Genomic DNA, 17,905 nt, shown 5'->3' on the forward strand with positions numbered 1-17,905 from the left:
CGTACACCGTGGCTACCAAGGGCGATAACACTTCTACGACGGATACACAGGGAAATATAAGGTCGCGATTTTAACGTTTTTATTGTTTAAAATCAAGTAAAACTTCACGGATGCGGGGTCGATTTTGGCTGATAAATTATTGCGCGTTTGTCAACGCCATGTATGCTGAGTAATACAAGTCGCCAATAAAAATACACAGCAATAACTTACACAAAAAACGGCAGTATGGTATGATTTTGCCGACTTTCACCACAAGCCAAATTTCACGAATTTTCACTCCAAGCTTTGAGCCAACCTATGCTAGACAATGAACAATTAAATCCTACATCTACTGCTATCAATGTTGTTACCAAAGACAGTAACAGCACGCCTGTCACCTATCAGCAGATTCAATCTATTATCGCTGACGATTTCGAGATTATGGATAAGCAGGTGTATGGCAGTCTAAGCTCAAAAGTCAAACTGGTCATGTCGGTGAGTCAGCATGTCATCAACGCAGGCGGTAAGCGTATGCGCCCTTTAATTTCGCTGCTTTGCTCACGTATTTGTAACGACCAACCCTCACAAGCTGCGATGCATTTGGGCGCAATCACTGAGATGCTACATACCGCAACGTTAGTACATGACGATGTGATTGATGCATCAGGCATGCGCCGCGGTAAGCCGACTGCGAATGCAACGTGGGATAATGCAACGGCTGTATTGGTCGGTGACTATCTGATTGCCCGTTCATTTAATCTTTTGGTGGGTTTTGGCTCATTGCCGTTATTGCAGTTATTCTCAGATGGCACCTGTGATATCGCTGAAGGGGAAGTATTACAGCTACAACATCAGCATGACCCCCAAGCCACCGAAGCCGATTATATGAAAATCATTGACGGTAAAACCTCTCGGCTATTTATGATGGCAAGTCAAGGCGTGGCTATTTTGGAAAATCGCCCTGAATACAATGACGCCTTCGCCAAATTTGGTCAGCACTTTGGTAATGCCTTCCAAATTATTGATGATATCTTAGACTTTGTCGGTGATAGTGAGGTGCTCGGCAAAAACGTGGGTGATGATATTGCTGAGGGCAAGCCCACCTTGCCGCTGATTAAAGCGCTTGAAATGACCACGGGTCATACGCATGAAAAATTACGGATTGCTATTCAGACAGGTGAAGTGCAAGACACGGGCGAGATTATTGAGATTGTCAAAAACAGCGGCGCACTGGCGTACTGCCGTGACAAAGCGATGCAAGAAAGCGAGATTGCTAGACAAGCCGTGCTGACCTTACCTGATTCACGATATCGCCAAGGTTTACTCGATTTGATGACGCTTGCTAGCCAACGGCTTTATTAATTATTAATAAAGGCTGGGTGGTGATTAGTTTGATGTCCAATTCGAGGCGCGGTAAATCATACGTCATTAAATCGTCATACAAGTTTGCTAATTTTTGATAGTTTTTTGATTGATGGCTTTTTGATGGTTAGCTTTTTAATTATGGACGCTGTATGTCTAATACCACCCCCTCTTCATTACCCGATATTAAACAACAAGTTATCGAAGATAAAGCCAAAAAAATTCAAGCGCAATCGGCATTAGACACCATTCAATCACTTGCCACCATCGACCCTGCTAACCCTGCCACCATCGACATTAAATTTCGACCTTCCAAACACGCGGATTTTATGCAAGCCGCCAAGGTGCGCACCCCAAAGTATAAATTCTACGTTGAAGTCGGTGGCGACCCTACTCACCCTACCATCGTACTGATTATGGGGCTAGGCGCGCAAAGCTTGGTATGGCCCAATGAATTTTGCTATGCGTTAATCAATGCTGGCTTTCGGGTCGTGCGATTTGACAATCGCGACATAGGCAAATCCAGCAAACTTAAGCACAAAAAACTGACCCCCGCTCATGATTCGCCCATTTATAAAGCCAAATTGCTGGGCAGATTCGGACTGGGTTTACCGCTTAAAAACCTGCAAACTCCGTATGATTTGTACGATATGGCAGAAGATGCCTATCAACTGCTCAAAATGCTAGGCATCAAAAAATACTTTGTGATTGGTCAATCGATGGGCGGTATGATTGCGCAAATCATGGCGGTGCGTTATCCACACCAAGTAGAAAAATTGGGACTATTATCCACCAGTAACAATCGACCCTTTTCTCGCCCACCCGCCATTGAAGCCATCAAGGCCTTTACCCAGCCACTACCCAAAAGCCAAGATGCTGACGCATTGACCCAGCAGTTTGTGCAAACCATCAAGACCATCGCCAGCCCCGATTATTTTGATGAACAAGCGGCGTTCAGCAAAGCTAAAAAACTGTTTAAACGGCGTTTTTACCCAAAAGGTACGCAGCGTCAGTTACTGGCAATTTTGGCGACGGGGTCACTGGTCGATATTGACAAGCAAATCCACCAACCCACCCTCATCATTCATGGCAAACAAGACAAACTCATTCCATTTAGTCATGCGTATTCGCTTGCGAAGCATATTGCGCACAGTCAATTGATACTTATTGATGAGCTTGGTCACGACATGCCCGTGGCACTGGTCGAGGTATTAGCAAGTTATTTTATTAATCATTTTCGTTATGATAGCCAACTGGGCTAGCTTTTTATGATGTCCAGCATTTGTTGCCAATCCACTGGCAATTTCTTCGGTAATGGCAAATCTTTTTCAAAATAGTATTTCAAACTTGCCATAAAAATAGTGGCCATCATGGTGGCTTGGTAATCAATCGCCTCTGCCGTCAAATAGTCGGTCGCCTTTTGTTTTTTAGCCAGTTCAATAAAGTTTTGTTTACCCATCAAAAACATATCATGATAAAGATTGTGGTGTTGGCTACGGATTTTCCACAGGGCAAGCATCTGTTGGCGGCGTTCAAACAGCTTTTGTGAATGATTTTCCATAATCATTTGTAGCATTTGACTATCAGCATTGAGCCTGTCTTGAAATAGCTGGCTGACTTCCTGCTTAAAATCATCAATCATCTGCCTTGCCAAATCACCCTTACCACTGTAGTATTTATAAAAAGTAGCACGATTGACTTTGGCGCGCTCCAAAATTGCTTGGATAGCGATATCGTTGTACTCCTGCTCGGACAACAACAGGATAAAGGCTTCACGGATGGCTTTATGGGTTTTGACAACACGTAAATCAGGTGACTTGTTATGACTTAAAGTCATGCGTAAATGTTTCCTTATTAAAAAAATCTATCAATGGCTTTGACATTTTAAAATTTTTATCCATACAAATAGGTGACAATTGTTGCTTAAACACTTACTTTGTTTAATATTGTCGGTTTCGCAATTGCAGATTTTTTTTTAAAATAACCGCTGCCGATAGATGGGTAGTAATGTAGCCATCATTTAGTTATCCTAAAGTTTTGTGTCTTATCGTAAATATTGCAACAACAATGTCGCATTTATTTTATAATATTTTTTCAAAGATTCCCTATTTTTTATGAGGTTGGTATGAGATACCCAATGTTGTTCATGGTGTCATTAGCGAGTTGTAGCTTATTAATCGGGTGTAATAAGTCAGACACAGCAGCCCAGCAACAAAGTGGCGGCGGCGGTGCAGGAGCACAGGCGCAAATGCCACCCACAATAGTTAATGTACAGCCTGTAACATTCCAAACGATTCCACTTACCAAAGAGTTATCAGGTAAAGTTGTCGCCTATCAACAAGCCACCGTTACGCCGCAAGTGTCAGGTATTATTGAGCGCCAGTTGTTTCGCGAAGGCACTTTTGTCAAACAAAATCAGCCGTTATATCAAATCAATACCGATAGCTACACCAGTGTACTTGCCGGTAGTCGCGCAAGCCTTGACCAAAGCCTTGCTAGTGTCAATACCGCAAAAGCCAACTATAATAATGCCTTAGCGGTGCTAGAAACCCGCCAAGCCGAACTTGCGCTGGCTCAAACCAATTTAAACCGTCTAAAACAGCTACGTGGTACTGAGGCTATCTCAAGTCAAGAATATGACCAAGGGGCAACCGCCGTGCGTACCGCTCAAGCAGCGGTTAAAAATGCGCAGGCGCAAGTCGGGGTGGCACAAGCCAATATTGATGCCGCCCAAGCAGCGGCTCGCGGCGCACAGCAATCAGTGAATAGCAATCAGCTCACCATGAGCCGTACTGTGGTTAAAGCGCCTATTAGTGGTATCACCAGTCGCTCAAATGTCAATGTCGGTGCGCTTGCCACTGCGGGCTCGACGCAGATGGTAACTGTTTCTCAGCTCAATCCAATTTATGTCGATATCAGTCAGTCAGCCGCCGAGTTATTGGCGCTTCGTCAGCAATTTGCGGCTGGTAAACTTAGCACACCGCGTACCGCACAGGTTCAGTTAAAGCTCGCCGATGGCTCAACCTACCCGATGGTGGGGCAACTTCGCTTTGAAGAAGCTAAAGTGGATAGTACCACAGGCACGGTCAATCTGCGTGCGGTATTTAGCAATGATAACTTTGTGCTGTTGCCAGGGATGATGGTGAATGCCCAGTTGATTCAAGGTATTATCAATAATGCCGTATTATTACCACAAAGTGCCATTAATCGTACAGCCAAAGGTGAATCAACCGTGTATGTGGTTGACGCCAATAATAAAATCCAATTACGCCCAGTTACGGTTCAAGGCACGCACCAAGGTCAATGGATTGTCACTAGCGGTCTAAAACAAGGTGAGCAAGTGGTGATGGTTGGCGGCGCCAAAGTCAAACCAGATCAGCAAGTCAAAGCCATGCCTTATGTGGCGTCTACATCAGCTTCAACAGCGGTACCGACCAATGCATCTACCACGACGACCACCAAGACGACCGTAACAAATAGCTCAACTACCGCCAAAACTGCGCAACCATAAGCACGGGAGATATCATGTCACGCTTTTTTATTGATAGACCCATCTTTGCTTGGGTGATTGTCATGCTCATCATGCTGATGGGTATCTTAGCAATTTTTAAATTACCGATTGAGCAGTACCCACGTATTGCCCCACCTACCATTAGTATCTCAGCAACTTATCCAGGTGCCGCTGCCCAAACCATTGAAGACTCCGTCACTCAGGTGATTGAACAAAAAATGAAAGGGCTTGATGGATTGATGTATATGTCCTCAAGTTCATCATCCAGTGGCGCTGCACAAATTACCTTGACCTTTGAGAACGGGACAGATCCCGATACGGCACAAGTCCAAGTCCAAAACAAACTGCAATCTGCCATGAGTTCGCTGCCAGAGATGGTGCAGCGCATGGGGGTCAACGTCAATAAGTCCACGAGTGGCTTCTTGATGGTACTGGCGATGACATCTGAAGATGGCAGTATGGATCGTGCCGATATTGCCGATTATCTCAACTCCAACGTGGTTGACCAGCTCAGCCGTGTCGAGGGTGTAGGTAACGTCAATGTGTTTGGCTCTGCGTATGCCATGCGTATTTGGTTAGACCCTGAAAAACTTCGTACCTATGGTTTAATACCCTCGGATATCACCAGCGCAATTCAAGCGCAAAACGCGCAAGTATCAGCCGGTCAGCTAGGACAAACACCCACTGACGAAGCCCGTCAAGCCATTAATGCCACAGTGACCGTGCAAAGTTACTTACAAACCCCAGAGCAATTTCGTAATATTTTGCTTAAAAGTAATACAGATGGTGCGCAAATTCGCTTGGGTGATGTCGCCAAAGTGGAAATTGGTAGTGAAAGCTACAGCGAGATTGCCCGCTACAATGGCGAAGATGCGGCAGGTATCGGTATCTCACTGTCATCTGGCGCCAATGCTTTAAGCACACGTGATGCCGTAGAAGCCAAACTTAAAGAGCTTGAACCTAATTTTCCTGCGGGCTTAAAAGCCTCAGTTGCCTATGACACCACGCCATTTGTACGTTTGTCGATTGAGGAAGTAGTCAGAACACTTGCTGAAGCGATTGCGCTGGTATTCTTAGTGATGTTCTTGTTTTTACAAAGCTGGCGCGCAACGATTATTCCTACGTTGGCAGTACCTGTGGTAATACTGGGTACGTTTGGTATTTTGTACGCATTTGGCTATAGCATCAATGTGTTGACGCTGTTTGCCATGGTGTTATCCATCGGTCTATTAGTCGATGACGCGATTGTCGTGGTCGAAAACGTTGAGCGTTTGCTGGAAGAAAATCCAGACATGACGCCACTGGAAGCCACCCGTGAATCGATGCGCGAAATCAGTAAAGTGGTGATTGGTATTGCCTTGATTTTGTCGGCGGTATTTTTACCGATGGCATTCTTTGGCGGCTCAACTGGGGTGATTTATCGACAGTTCTCAGTGACGCTTATCAGCAGCATGGTACTATCTGCCCTAGTTGCCTTGATTTTCACCCCTGCCCTATGTGTGACTATCCTCAAACGCACTAAAGCCCATGACAAACACAGCGGGCATCAGACCGGTTTCTTTGGCGCATTTAACCGTATGTTTATGCGTCTTAGTAAAGGCTATGAAAGCTTTGTGGGTCGCAGTATCAAAATGCGCTGGCTATATATGATTCCTTATGCCTTGGTGATTGCGGCATTGGTGTTCTTATTTACCCGTATTCCAAGTTCATTTATTCCCGAAGAAGACCAAGGTGTGCTGTTTACATTGGTGCAACTGCCTGCCGGTAGTACCCAAAATCAAACGCAAGCGGTTATCGAAAAGGTCAACGCCTATTATAAAACCCAAGAAAAAGACCTTGTGCAGTCTGTATTTACGGTCAATGGCTTTAGTTTTGCCGGTCAAGGGCAAAACATGGGATTGGCATTTGTACGCTTAAAAGATTGGGATGAGCGCCCTGGTAAAGAAAATACCGCGCAATCGATTGCCAAACGTGCCATGGGTTATTTTATGACCCAAGTGAATGAAGCCCAAGTATATGCCATTTCACCGCCTGCTATTCAAGGTTTGGGTACGGCAACGGGTTTTGATCTGCAGCTACAAGACTCCGGCAACTTAGGTCACGAAGGCTTGCTGCAAGCCCGTAACATGCTACTGGGCATGGCGGCGCAAAGTAAACAAGTCAGTGGCGTGCGTCCAAATGGACAAGAAGATTCACCCCAATATAAAGTCAACGTCAATTATGATGCTGCTGCTGCGATGGGTGTCGCGCCGAGCCTGATTAACAGTGTTCTTAGTACCGCTTGGGGTAGTAGCTACGTCAATGACTTTATGGATCGTGGTCGTATCAAAAAAGTGTATATGCAAGGTGAAGCTGAGAGCCGTACCACCCCCGAGGACATCAACAAGTGGTATGTACGCAACAGTGATAATCAGATGATTCCGTTTAGCTCATTTGCTACCGGTGAATGGCAGTATGGTTCACCTACGCTAACGCGTTATAACAGCTTGTCATCGATGAACTTGCAAGGCAACGCAGCGCCAGGACTTAGTACCGGTCAAGCGATGACTGCGATGGAACAAATGATTGCCAAACTGCCAAAAGGCATCAGTTATGAATGGACAGGTTTATCATTAGAAGAGAAAAAATCGGGCGCCCAAGCACCTATGCTGTACGCGATTTCGATTTTCGTGGTGTTCTTATGTTTAGCTGCGCTGTATGAAAGCTGGTCAATTCCCTTTGCAGTGCTGCTTGTTGTGCCACTTGGGGTATTAGGTGCTGCGCTGTTTACCGGTTTACGCGGGCTTTCAAACGATATTTATCTGCAAGTGGGTCTACTGACCGTTGTCGGTTTATCAGCCAAAAATGCGATTTTGATTATTGAATTTGCCAAAGAACGACAAGATTTGGGACATAATCTATATGACTCGGTTACGGTCGCTGCTCGCCAACGCTTACGCCCGATTATCATGACATCATTGGCGTTTGGTATTGGTGTGGTACCCTTATTCTTGGCAACGGGCGCAGGCTCAGGTAGCCAAAATGCGATTGGTACAAGTGTGTTAGGCGGCGTGGTCAGTGCAACTATCCTAGGGGTGTTCTTTATCCCAGTGTTCTATGTGTGGGTACGTTCACTGATTAAAGGTAAAAAACCGCATGACCCCAATGATGGTAATGATGGTGACTTACAACCCGTATCACCCTACTCACCTAATCCTGCTGAACCTGTCGCTGTCACACAGTCCCCACAGGTGAGCATCTATAAGCCTGAGGACAGTTCACAATCCAACCATCAATAAGACATAAATGGGTAAACATTTTACCCATTTAATCTTTTACAATAACAAACACATTATGTTTATACAGGTAAGTTATATGGATTCTACCTTTCGCCTAGTGCCCCTGACCGCTATAGTAGCCACCCTACTATCGCTCACCGCTTGTCAGACCATTCCAAAAGCCAAAACTGAGCCTGTCGTGGCGCAGCCGCATATCGCAATTAATCAGCCTTATGAGACCTATGACAGTCAGACCGTCAGCGGCACCAATCAGCCGAGCATCGCGTCTCAGCGTTGGCAGGATTTTTATAGTGATGCCAAGCTAAAACAACTGATTCAATTGGGGTTAGACAATAACAAAGACATCAGTGCCACGATTTTAGCGATTCAAAAAGCCCGCGCGCAGTATCAAATCCAAGACATCGCCGATGTGCCCACTATCAATAGTTCTGGCTCATATTCTTACGGTGCAACAAATTCAAGAGATGCGAATCCTAGTAGTACTTACAATGTCGGTCTGGCAATGTCAAGCTACGAGTTTGACTTTTGGGGACGTATTGCGAGCCTCAAAGATGCCGCCTTACAAAATTATCTTGCCACCACTGCTGCCAAAGATGCCGCGCAAATTAGCTTGATTAGTAACATTGCGCAAAGCTATGTGGCGTACAGCTATAGTCTGGCACAACTGCAACTTGCCAAACAAACCTTAGCCACGCGCCAGGATTCACTTCGCATTAACCAGCTGCGTTTTAAAGCAGGTCTTGATTCGCAGCTAACTAGCGTACAAGCCCAAGCGGCGGTTGAAGCCGCCAAAGTGTCTATCGCCCAAGCACAAACCAATTTGTTGACCAACCAAAATGCCCTACGCTACCTAGTAGGCGCCCCGGTGGATAATAGCCTACTACCTGCAGCGGGCATTAGTAGCATCACCAATAATCGTATTTTTGGCACGGGCTTACCCAGTGATTTGTTATTGTATCGTCCTGATTTGCGTCAAGCGGAATATAACTTAAAAGCCGCAGGGGCAAATATTAACGCCGCGCGCGCGGCGTTTTATCCAATCATTAGCCTATCGGGCAATGTGGGTGCTGCCAGTTCAAGCTTAGGCGATTTGTTTAAAACAGGCGCATTTAGCTGGGGTTTTGGACCGAGTGTGAGCTTGCCGATTTTTGATGCAGGTCTACGTAAGGCCAACTACCAAGTGAGTGAAATCGAGCAACAACAAGCGCTAAATACTTATGAAAAAGCGATTCAAACCGCTTTTAAAGAAGTCAATGACGTATTTGCCAATCGCGCAACGTTAAATCAGCAGTTGACCGCGTACAACCAGTCGCTTGCTGCCAACCAAAAATACTATCAAATTGTTCAAGCGCGCTTCAAGGCAGGTCTGGACAATTATTTGGGCGTATTAGATGCACAGCGTTCGATTTACAGTAGCCAACAAAATATCCTAAATACCAAGCAGTCGCAATTGCTCAGTCAAATCCAGCTATACCAAGTTTTAGGTGGCGGCGTGAGTCGCGATGTACCACTCGAAACACCCATAGAAAAACATACAAATTTCAGCACCAAGTTGTCACAGGTTGCCAATAATGCCCAGCAAAAAATTACTGATGTAGCCCATTAACCTAGCCAAGTGACTACTAAAACCACCACTACAACCACCGTTCAACCCTAATACATTAGAGCTAGCTCATTAGATCTAGTGCATTAGATTAGCCATAAGCTGTTATAGTAAAAAACCCACATTACTGTGGGTTTTTTATGGGTTTTTTACTATGAATGGCTGCTTTAAAACGCATAACTGGCGATGCCATGCGCGATGAGTTTTCCTTCATCATTGACCAACATCATCCGCGTGGTGCAGCCTTTTCGTCCCATACGAATTACTTCGGCTGTGACCATAAACTCATGACCGCGCCCAGGGGCTAGATAATCAACACGCAAATCGACGGTTGCCATGCGTTTGATTTTTTTGGTCTGCTCTTCAAATGTGCCTTGGTCACGACGATAGATTTCAAGCATCCCTTCAAGCCCGCCTATGGTATCTAATAGCGTCGCCGTCATACCGCCATGCAAAATCTCAAAATTTGGATTGCCGATGAGGGCGGGATTGGACTTGACCTTACCATATACTTTGCCATCTTCATAATGATAGGTAGTAAAGGTATGCGCCACAAACGGGCTTTGCGACATGATGTTAGCGAGCTGCTGCCCTAGCACATCAATACTAGGTTTGCTGATGGCGTGATGCTCACTGTCTTCATTGAGCTGCAGTTGCGACTCGTTTGCCAAATCAGAATGCTCGTCATTTTCTTTAGACATCGTGTCAGTCATATTAGTGCTGTCAGTCGATGACTGAGCGGCTAATTGATTGGCATTTACAGGGTTTAAACTCACGGTGCCCTCCATGCGTAAGTAGATTGTGGTAAGATAGCTTTTTAAAAAATTATCATTCTAGCAAATTTTGCTTATTTAGCCTTATACAATTTCTGCGTTACTTGATAACGTTATTTGATAATAAGCTTCACTCGAGAACCAGAGGTCTTCATGAGTTATATTTTTAACCGTTCATTCCCCAATACTCGCTTACGTCGCCTACGTTACAACGATAATATCCGCGCCATGGTGCAAGAAACCAGCATTGAACCCAAGCATCTGATTGCGCCCGTGTTTGTCATTGAGGATAAACAGCAGCGCCAAGCTGTGGCAAGCATGCCAGGCGTTGAGCGTTTGAGCGTAGACTTGCTGATTGAGTATGCCAAGCAATTACTCAGTCTAGGCGTCACCACCATTGATTTATTCCCTGTCATTAGCCCAAGCCTTAAATCGCTACAGGCTGAACACGCCTATGATGAGAACGGTCTTGCCTGCACTGCTATCAAAGCGATTAAAGATGCTGTGCCAGAGATGGTGGTGATGACTGATGTGGCACTCGACCCCTATACCAGTCATGGTCAAGACGGTATTGTCGATGACAATGGCTACGTGCTCAATGACATCACCGTTGACATCCTCGCCAAACAAGCCCTGAGCCACGCCCGGGCAGGCGCAGACATCATCTCACCAAGCGATATGATGGATGGGCGTATTGCCGCGCTACGCCAAGCATTGGATGGAGAAAATTTCATTAATACCGCCATTATGGCGTATTCTGCCAAATACGCATCTGCTTATTATGGACCGTTTCGTGATGCCGTTGGCAGCGCAGGCAACCTTAAAGGCGGACACAAAAAACAATACCAAATGGATTTTGGTAATCGCGCCGAAGCCCTGCATGAAGTCGCCCTCGACATCCAAGAAGGCGCGGACATGGTCATGGTAAAACCAGGTCAACCTTACCTTGATTTGGTACGCGAGGTCAAAGACACGTTTGGCGTACCGACTTATGCGTATCAAGTATCAGGTGAATATGCCATGCACATGGCAGCGATACAAAACGGCTGGTTAAGCGAGGACGTTATTTTGGAATCGCTGTTAGGGTTTCGCCGTGCAGGTGCCGACGGTATCTTAACTTATTTTGCAATGACAGCCGCCAAGCAGCTCAATCAATAACGTTCTAAAGTTTGATTAAAACTAAAGGCGACACTGGCTTATCAATCCGTGTCGCTTTTTTTTATGTTACATTTATTAACTTAAAAGCATCGAGCGCGCTAACAAGCGTGATAAAAAGTTACTTAATGTCATAGACACTAACAAATCTGTTAACTTTAATTATTTTTTTACCCATTTATTTACTAAATAGAAACTTAGTTTATCCCTCAATTTCATGCACAATAAGGTAAAGCAACAATATACACTTTTATTTACCCCTATTGGCTAAGCTTACTAATTTTGGCTTACTAATTTTGGACGAGCCTTTTTTGGCGTCACTTTTAGCGTTTTGTAATAATTGATTACTTTTTGGCATTATATTTTTGAAAAAAATAAGCAGATAATGGGGTTAATAACAAATAAAAGACGAGAGTGGTATCTGCTAGCTGATTAATCGAGGATAAGATGATGAGTAATGAACCAATTTCTAATAGTTCGATTTCTAATAGCCCAATTAAAAACGCCATGATGGCAGTGGCTATGATGTCATTTTTGGCACTCAGCTTTAAACTGTCAAGCGATTTGACAACAGATAGCCAGCCATCGATAAGTCCGACTGATGCGGTTGTTAGTACCTTAAATCAGCCAAGCCAACAGGTGGTATTGTCTACCCATAATTAATATATTGTTATCAATTCAATTAATAGAAGATGCGATGCCGCATCTTTTTTTTATGGCAGTCATTGATGACCACCGGCTTATGGATTATTGCACGGATTAATTCTTAAAATTTTACCGTCAACTATGCCCTTATCTTTTGCGCTTTAGACTATAATAGTCGATTGTCCATTTTTTACTGAGCAACTTTTATTAACGGTGGAAGCGACTATGAGCCAATTAAACCCTCGCCAACAAGAAGCCATGCAATATGTCTCTGGACCCTTGCTGGTACTGGCAGGTGCAGGTTCGGGTAAGACATCAGTGATTACCCGTAAAATCGCTTATCTGATTGAAGAATGCCAAATGCCAGCTGAGCGTATCACTGCGGTCACCTTTACCAACAAAGCGGCTCGCGAGATGAAAGCCCGTGTGCAAAAATTATTGCCAAGTGATAAAACCAAAGGCTTAACTGTCTCGACGTTTCACCAATTTGGCTTGCAGTTTTTACGTTACGAGTTATTGCATACGCCGCTTAAAGGCAATTTTTCCATCATGGACGCCGAAGATAGCAAGCGGCTGTTGATGGATTTGATGGTACGTGACAACATGAGCGGTGCCGAGAGCCGTGAATTGGTTGGTAAAGCTATCAAAATGATTTCGGATTGGAAAAACGATCTCATCCCGCCTGAAAAAGCAGCGGATACGCTGACCGACCCTGAAGATATGCTATTTGCAACGCTGTATCAACTCTACGAGCGTAACCTACGTGCCTACAATGCGGTGGATTTTGATGACTTAATTGTAATGCCGACACGGCTGTTGCAAGAAAATAGCCAAGTACGTGACAAATGGCAAAATCGGATACGCTATCTATTGGTAGATGAATACCAAGACACCAATACCGCGCAATATGAATTGATTAAACTGCTCGTTGGCGTGCAGCCGCGTTTTACGGTGGTGGGTGATGATGACCAATCCATCTATGCATGGCGTGGGGCAAAACCTGAAAACATGGCACTGCTGCAAGAGGATTTTCCCAAATTAAAGGTGGTTAAGCTTGAGCAAAACTATCGCTCTACGTCGCGTATTTTGCACGCTGCCAACTCAGTGATTACCAATAATGAGCATTTATTTGAAAAAAAATTATGGTCAGATAAAGGGCATGGCGAGCTGATTCGCATCATCAATTGTCGTAACGATGATGATGAAGCAGAGCGCGTTGCCAAAGAAATTATCACTCACAAACTTCGCAATGCCAATGACTGGCAAGATTATGCGGTACTGTATCGTAGTAACTTTCAAGCGCGTATGTTGGAAGCCCAGCTACGTCAGCTGCAAATTCCTTATAAGTTATCGGGCGGCACGTCGTTCTTTGCCCGTAGTGAAATCAAAGACATCATGAGCTATTTGCGCTTGATTCTAAATCCTGAAGACGACAGTGCCTTTTTACGCATTATCAATACCCCAAAACGTGGGCTTGGACCTGCCAGTCTTGAAAAGCTCGGACTATTTGCCCAAGAACACCAAGTCTCGCTCTTGATGGCTAGTGGTCATAGTGGACTGACGCATGTGTTACCCAAAAAAGCCAGTGGTGAGCTTAAAGAATTTGCTGATTTTATTGAGCGTTATACCCAAGAGCTATACCAGCATCCCGACCCTGTGCCGCTGGTTAAGCAAATGATTGATGAAACTGGCTATATTGATTTGGTACGAAGCGAAGCAAAAACCCCACAGCAAGAAAAAATTCGTATTGATAATATCGAGACGCTTTACGCCAGTATCCAAAACCTGATTAACCGCGCGGATGATGACGATGATCGCACCATTGATGCAGTCATTCGTAAGCTTGTGTTACTCGATATGCTAGAGCAGCAACAGGAAGAGGAAAATACCAATAAAGTCAATCTGATGACGCTACACGCCGCTAAAGGGCTTGAGTTTGATTATGTCTATATTATGGGACTTGAAGAAGAGTTATTACCGCATAAAAACTCCATTATTGCTGAATCCATCGAGGAAGAACGACGTTTGATGTACGTGGGGATTACCCGTGCCCGTAAAGAGCTGACCATGACGATGGCTGCACAGCGCCGTGCAGGCGGGCAAATGAAAACCACCACCCCTAGCCGATTTATCGACGAACTGCCGGCAGAACATATCGATGCCCCTGGCATGAAAAAATCAGCGGCAGCGCATCAACCCAAGAAAACCGCAGATGATTATTTGGCCAATATTCAAGCGTTACTCAAAAGCAAAGCCGCCAAATAATTAATTGATAAAAAAACGGCATAAAAGAAAGGGCGTAGAGGAAAGGGCAAAAAAGGTGACTTTAAGTCCTTTTTTTATGCAAAAACAGCCCGTATGACAAATATTTGACCCAAGCATCCAAGTAAATGTAACTAAATATTTCCTAAAAAACAGGTATTTGATAGGAGATGTAACAAAAAATTTCAAATAAGTAGCTTAGTTACCTTTTTGGCAAATTTCATTTCATAACTTAACGTCCGACCTGTTAAACACAGACAGTAATCTAAATTTATTTTGCTATGATGGCTTTAACAAAACAAGCAGGGCAATATTTGAATTCCAAAGATTCAAATTAACTTAACTAATAATTTTACATGGCTTGTTATGATGCTTTTCAAAAAACTTCTAAAGGAGAAGACGATGAAAACTTTAAATAAAACCCTTTTAGCTTTAATTGCAGGTACAGTTGTCACTGCAGGTGCAAACGCTGCTCTTTATCAAACCAATACTGTTGGCTACACCGGTCAACCTTATGTCGGTGTCAAAGCGGGTCAATTTAATACTGATGTTGACCGTCTTGATACTGACAACCAAACGGCTTATGGTGTGTATGCAGGTTATAATTTTACTCCTAATTTTGGTGCAGAAGTTGAATATGTAGATTCTTCAGAAGAAGATCTAAAAGTTAGCGGTACGAAAGTAGGTGAAATTAGCACTAACACGGCAGGTTTATATGGTACTTATAAATACCAATTCCCAACATCGAATGTTTATGCCAAAGGTAAATTAGGTATTGCGCAAACCCAAGTTGATTTTGGTGATGATAAATATGACGAGTCAGGTCTTGCAGGTGGTGTCGGTTTAGGTTACAACCTTTCGCCAAATGCGTCTGTAGAAGCTGAATATACGCGTCTGCCTTCAGTTGACGTAACAAATAATGTTTCAGTTGATACAGACTTAGTCACTGTCGGTGCTCACTATAAATTCTAATTGAATTGCTAATTGAATTAATAGATGAATACTGGATATCAATACAAAAGAGTAGCTTATCGCTACTCTTTTTTTGGTTTCTTCTTTTTGGTTAAGAAAACTTACTTTGGTATTCGCTCAATATGGTGCCAATTAGGTTTATAATAGAGTGGTTTTTATACATCTTTTTATAAATTTAAGATAAGTTGGTGAGCATGAAGCAAGTACAAGTCAAGATTTTAAACCCCAAAATTGGTAATGATGATAAATTTCCCCTACCTCATCGGGCAACAGACGGCTCGGCGGGCATAGATTTACGTGCTTGTATCGATGAGCCTATCAGCATAAAAGCTGGTGAAAGTCAGTTGATTGGTACAGGACTCGCCATCTATATTCAAGACCCTGATTATGTCGGTTTTGTCATGCCGCGCTCAGGACTAGGGCATAAGCATGGTATCGTCCTCGGTAATTTGACGGGCGTGATTGATGCGGATTACCAAGGCGAATTAATGGTCTCTATCTGGAACCGTAGTCAAACCGATTATGTCTTACAACCTGGTGAAAAAATGGCGCAGTACTTGGTGGTGCCGATTGCACGTCCGACCTTTGAGATTGTAGCGGAGTTTTCTGATATCAGTGTACGCGGTGAAGGCGGTTTTGGCTCAACGGGAACCCATTAATTGTTACCGTTCTCTCATTTTTTTTTAACAATTTATAACAGAGTATTTAATTATTTTGCCAAATTTCAATGCTATGATTTTGGTAGTGTAAAATCAATTAGATGTTTTTTTTATGAATACTCTGTTTATTCATCCTTTTTTTCCGCAAAAATCCCTTTTTAAATCTTACGATATTCGTGGTGATGTCACCTTATTTACCGATGATTTTGTCTGGTCATTGGCAAGGGCATTTGCCGAGGTTTTTGTGTATGCTCACCAAACGACAGCAACAACGCCAACGTTAGCGGCGCCCAAACCGACGGTTATCATCGGTTATGATGCTCGCCACCAAAGCCAAGAAATTGCCAAATATATCGCCTATGCTTGCCAGCAAGCAGGTCTAGTAGTGCAGTGGTTGGGACTGACAACCACACCGATGATGGCATTTATGGCACAGCAATTTTCCGGTAATGGGCTGATGGTCACCGCCAGTCATTCGCAAAAGCATATCAATGGCATTAAATGGCTCATCAATCATGAGTCGCCGAGCGGTGATGATGTGCAGCAGCTTTATGAGGCTTTAATTGGCTACAAAGCCATGGTACCTGATGACAGGCTTATTGATGCCATCAGGCAAACTACTTATACAACGCCCAAGGATTTTTTTGCAACTTATATCCAGGCTATCGAGCAGGCTTTTACTCACATCAATCAAGCTAAACTCACTCAAACTACCTATTTTCATGCACCTCAGCAAATTGTCATCGACTGTATGCATGGTGCGACCAGTGACTTTGCCCAAACTTTATTTAGCCAGCTTGGCTATCGTTGCATCATGCTAAACGCCTCCCCCGATGGCAATTTTCCCCAAGGCAACCCAGACCCAACGCAATCCAATCGCTTGACGCAGTTAGCTCAAACAGTCAAAGCTACAGGCTCAGATATCGGCTTGGCGTTTGATGGTGATGGCGATCGGGTGATGGTAATTGATGCACAGGGTCAGATGATTAGCCCTGACAATTTGCTTTATCTACTCTCTCGCATTGCCATTGAAGAATTGCCCAGTGTGGACACATCAATTGCTAAAAAAGTCATTTTTGATGTCAAATGCTCGCATCATGTACCCAATCTCATCGCTTCGCATGGCGCCGCCCCGATGATGACCAAAACTGGCAGTAGCTTGATGCGAAAGTCGCTACAAAACAAATCAGACAACGCGATTTTTGCAGGTGAATTATCAGGTCATTTTATTTTTAACGATGGTTATTTTGTGCTGCATGACGATGCCATGTATGCGGCTGCCCGCTTGCTCAATTGGCTGAGCCATCAACCTATCAGCCTTAACGATATCCTAGCGAGTTTGCCCACTTGCATTAGTACGGCGGATATGTACCTACCTATTGCGGATAACCATTATGGTCAAACCGTTATTGCCCGTATCACGGCACTGGGGAAAAAGCCGTTTAAACGATTAAAATCCTCATTTGCGGTCAAAAATGTCAATACGATTGATGGGTTACGCTTGGATTTTGCGGAGGGATTTGGTATTTTACGCAAGTCAAATACGGGCAGTTTTTTGACCGTGCGTTTTTCTGCCAATGACGTCGCTGAGCTGCGGCATATTCAATCTATTTTTGTTGACTTATGTCGTACGATTGATGACAATCTTGCCGAACAAGTCGCACAAATTCAGCCTGTATAAACACCGCTTGTAAAATCGCATTTTA

General features: G+C 44.1%; 13 protein-coding genes. 11 read left to right on the plus strand and 2 right to left on the minus strand.

Annotated features, from left to right (window positions below; genetic code table 11):
* The first annotated feature begins 420 nt into the window (after nucleotides 1-420).
* Both ACAM37_RS07160 and ACAM37_RS07165 read left to right on the plus strand, forming a co-directional pair.
* A complete protein-coding gene (locus ACAM37_RS07160; protein ID WP_369626848.1) occupies nucleotides 421-1,341 on the plus strand; it encodes a polyprenyl synthetase family protein in 921 nt (306 codons plus the stop codon).
* A gap of 152 nt (nucleotides 1,342-1,493) precedes the next feature.
* On the plus strand, nucleotides 1,494-2,603 hold the full coding sequence (locus ACAM37_RS07165; RefSeq protein ID WP_083710736.1) for an alpha/beta fold hydrolase: 1,110 nt from the start codon (nucleotides 1,494-1,496) through the stop codon (nucleotides 2,601-2,603).
* On the opposite strand, the gene ACAM37_RS07170 is transcribed toward ACAM37_RS07165, so the two are convergent.
* Nucleotides 2,600-3,178 carry a TetR/AcrR family transcriptional regulator gene (locus ACAM37_RS07170; RefSeq protein ID WP_369625860.1) on the minus strand — a complete coding sequence of 193 codons (579 nt, stop codon included), beginning with the start codon at nucleotides 3,176-3,178 and terminating at the stop codon, nucleotides 2,600-2,602. The two genes, ACAM37_RS07165 and ACAM37_RS07170, sit on opposite strands and share 4 nt — an antisense overlap.
* Before the next feature lie 288 nt (nucleotides 3,179-3,466).
* Here ACAM37_RS07170 and ACAM37_RS07175 point away from each other — a divergent pair, with 288 nt between their 5' ends.
* From ACAM37_RS07175 to ACAM37_RS07185, 3 genes are all read left to right on the plus strand, one after another.
* The gene (locus ACAM37_RS07175; RefSeq protein ID WP_369625861.1) at nucleotides 3,467-4,852 is read left to right on the plus strand and encodes an efflux RND transporter periplasmic adaptor subunit; all 1,386 of its coding nucleotides are present in this window, start codon (nucleotides 3,467-3,469) and stop codon (nucleotides 4,850-4,852) included.
* A gap of 14 nt (nucleotides 4,853-4,866) precedes the next feature.
* Complete coding sequence (locus tag ACAM37_RS07180; protein ID WP_369625862.1) at nucleotides 4,867-8,130, plus strand: efflux RND transporter permease subunit; 3,264 nt, start codon at nucleotides 4,867-4,869, stop codon at nucleotides 8,128-8,130.
* 76 nt (nucleotides 8,131-8,206) lie between these two features.
* Nucleotides 8,207-9,736 carry an efflux transporter outer membrane subunit gene (locus ACAM37_RS07185; protein WP_369625863.1) on the plus strand — a complete coding sequence of 510 codons (1,530 nt, stop codon included), beginning with the start codon at nucleotides 8,207-8,209 and terminating at the stop codon, nucleotides 9,734-9,736.
* Nucleotides 9,737-9,900: 164 nt separating this feature from the next.
* On the opposite strand, the gene ACAM37_RS07190 is transcribed toward ACAM37_RS07185, so the two are convergent.
* Nucleotides 9,901-10,509 carry a thioesterase family protein gene (locus tag ACAM37_RS07190; RefSeq protein ID WP_313423856.1) on the minus strand — a complete coding sequence of 203 codons (609 nt, stop codon included), beginning with the start codon at nucleotides 10,507-10,509 and terminating at the stop codon, nucleotides 9,901-9,903.
* Nucleotides 10,510-10,659: 150 nt separating this feature from the next.
* Here ACAM37_RS07190 and hemB point away from each other — a divergent pair, with 150 nt between their 5' ends.
* The 6 genes from hemB (at nucleotide 10,660) to ACAM37_RS07220 (ending at nucleotide 17,880) form a co-directional block, all read left to right on the plus strand.
* Nucleotides 10,660-11,664 carry a porphobilinogen synthase gene (gene hemB, locus ACAM37_RS07195; RefSeq protein ID WP_369625864.1) on the plus strand — a complete coding sequence of 335 codons (1,005 nt, stop codon included), beginning with the start codon at nucleotides 10,660-10,662 and terminating at the stop codon, nucleotides 11,662-11,664.
* 444 nt (nucleotides 11,665-12,108) lie between these two features.
* A complete protein-coding gene (locus tag ACAM37_RS07200; protein WP_369625865.1) occupies nucleotides 12,109-12,324 on the plus strand; it encodes a hypothetical protein in 216 nt (71 codons plus the stop codon).
* A 207-nt stretch (nucleotides 12,325-12,531) separates the two neighbouring features.
* The gene (locus tag ACAM37_RS07205; RefSeq protein ID WP_369625866.1) at nucleotides 12,532-14,571 is read left to right on the plus strand and encodes a UvrD-helicase domain-containing protein; all 2,040 of its coding nucleotides are present in this window, start codon (nucleotides 12,532-12,534) and stop codon (nucleotides 14,569-14,571) included.
* 399 nt (nucleotides 14,572-14,970) lie between these two features.
* Nucleotides 14,971-15,540, plus strand: a complete 570-nt coding sequence (locus ACAM37_RS07210) for a porin family protein (RefSeq protein ID WP_369625867.1) — start codon at nucleotides 14,971-14,973, stop codon at nucleotides 15,538-15,540.
* Between the two features lie 194 nt (nucleotides 15,541-15,734).
* A complete protein-coding gene (dut, locus tag ACAM37_RS07215; RefSeq protein WP_369625868.1) occupies nucleotides 15,735-16,199 on the plus strand; it encodes a dUTP diphosphatase in 465 nt (154 codons plus the stop codon).
* Between the two features lie 112 nt (nucleotides 16,200-16,311).
* On the plus strand, nucleotides 16,312-17,880 hold the full coding sequence (locus tag ACAM37_RS07220) for a phosphomannomutase/phosphoglucomutase (protein WP_369625869.1): 1,569 nt from the start codon (nucleotides 16,312-16,314) through the stop codon (nucleotides 17,878-17,880).
* Nucleotides 17,881-17,905 lie beyond the last annotated feature (25 nt).

Source organism: Moraxella sp. K23, from assembly GCF_041154765.1.
Taxonomy (GTDB): domain Bacteria; phylum Pseudomonadota; class Gammaproteobacteria; order Pseudomonadales; family Moraxellaceae; genus Faucicola; species Faucicola tetraodonis.

What these genes read in the sequence shown, in the direction of transcription:
- ACAM37_RS07160 (WP_369626848.1), top strand. Translation starts at nt 421, where the DNA reads ATGGATAAGCAGGTGTATGGCAGTCTAAGCTCAAAAGTCAAACTGGTC.
- ACAM37_RS07165 (WP_083710736.1), top strand. Translation starts at nt 1,494, where the DNA reads ATGTCTAATACCACCCCCTCTTCATTACCCGATATTAAACAACAAGTT.
- ACAM37_RS07170 (WP_369625860.1), bottom strand. Translation starts at nt 3,178, where the DNA reads ATGACTTTAAGTCATAACAAGTCACCTGATTTACGTGTTGTCAAAACC.
- ACAM37_RS07175 (WP_369625861.1), top strand. Translation starts at nt 3,467, where the DNA reads ATGAGATACCCAATGTTGTTCATGGTGTCATTAGCGAGTTGTAGCTTA.
- ACAM37_RS07180 (WP_369625862.1), top strand. Translation starts at nt 4,867, where the DNA reads ATGTCACGCTTTTTTATTGATAGACCCATCTTTGCTTGGGTGATTGTC.
- ACAM37_RS07185 (WP_369625863.1), top strand. Translation starts at nt 8,207, where the DNA reads ATGGATTCTACCTTTCGCCTAGTGCCCCTGACCGCTATAGTAGCCACC.
- hemB (WP_369625864.1), top strand. Translation starts at nt 10,660, where the DNA reads ATGAGTTATATTTTTAACCGTTCATTCCCCAATACTCGCTTACGTCGC.
- ACAM37_RS07200 (WP_369625865.1), top strand. Translation starts at nt 12,109, where the DNA reads ATGATGAGTAATGAACCAATTTCTAATAGTTCGATTTCTAATAGCCCA.
- ACAM37_RS07205 (WP_369625866.1), top strand. Translation starts at nt 12,532, where the DNA reads ATGAGCCAATTAAACCCTCGCCAACAAGAAGCCATGCAATATGTCTCT.
- ACAM37_RS07210 (WP_369625867.1), top strand. Translation starts at nt 14,971, where the DNA reads ATGAAAACTTTAAATAAAACCCTTTTAGCTTTAATTGCAGGTACAGTT.
- dut (WP_369625868.1), top strand. Translation starts at nt 15,735, where the DNA reads ATGAAGCAAGTACAAGTCAAGATTTTAAACCCCAAAATTGGTAATGAT.
- ACAM37_RS07220 (WP_369625869.1), top strand. Translation starts at nt 16,312, where the DNA reads ATGAATACTCTGTTTATTCATCCTTTTTTTCCGCAAAAATCCCTTTTT.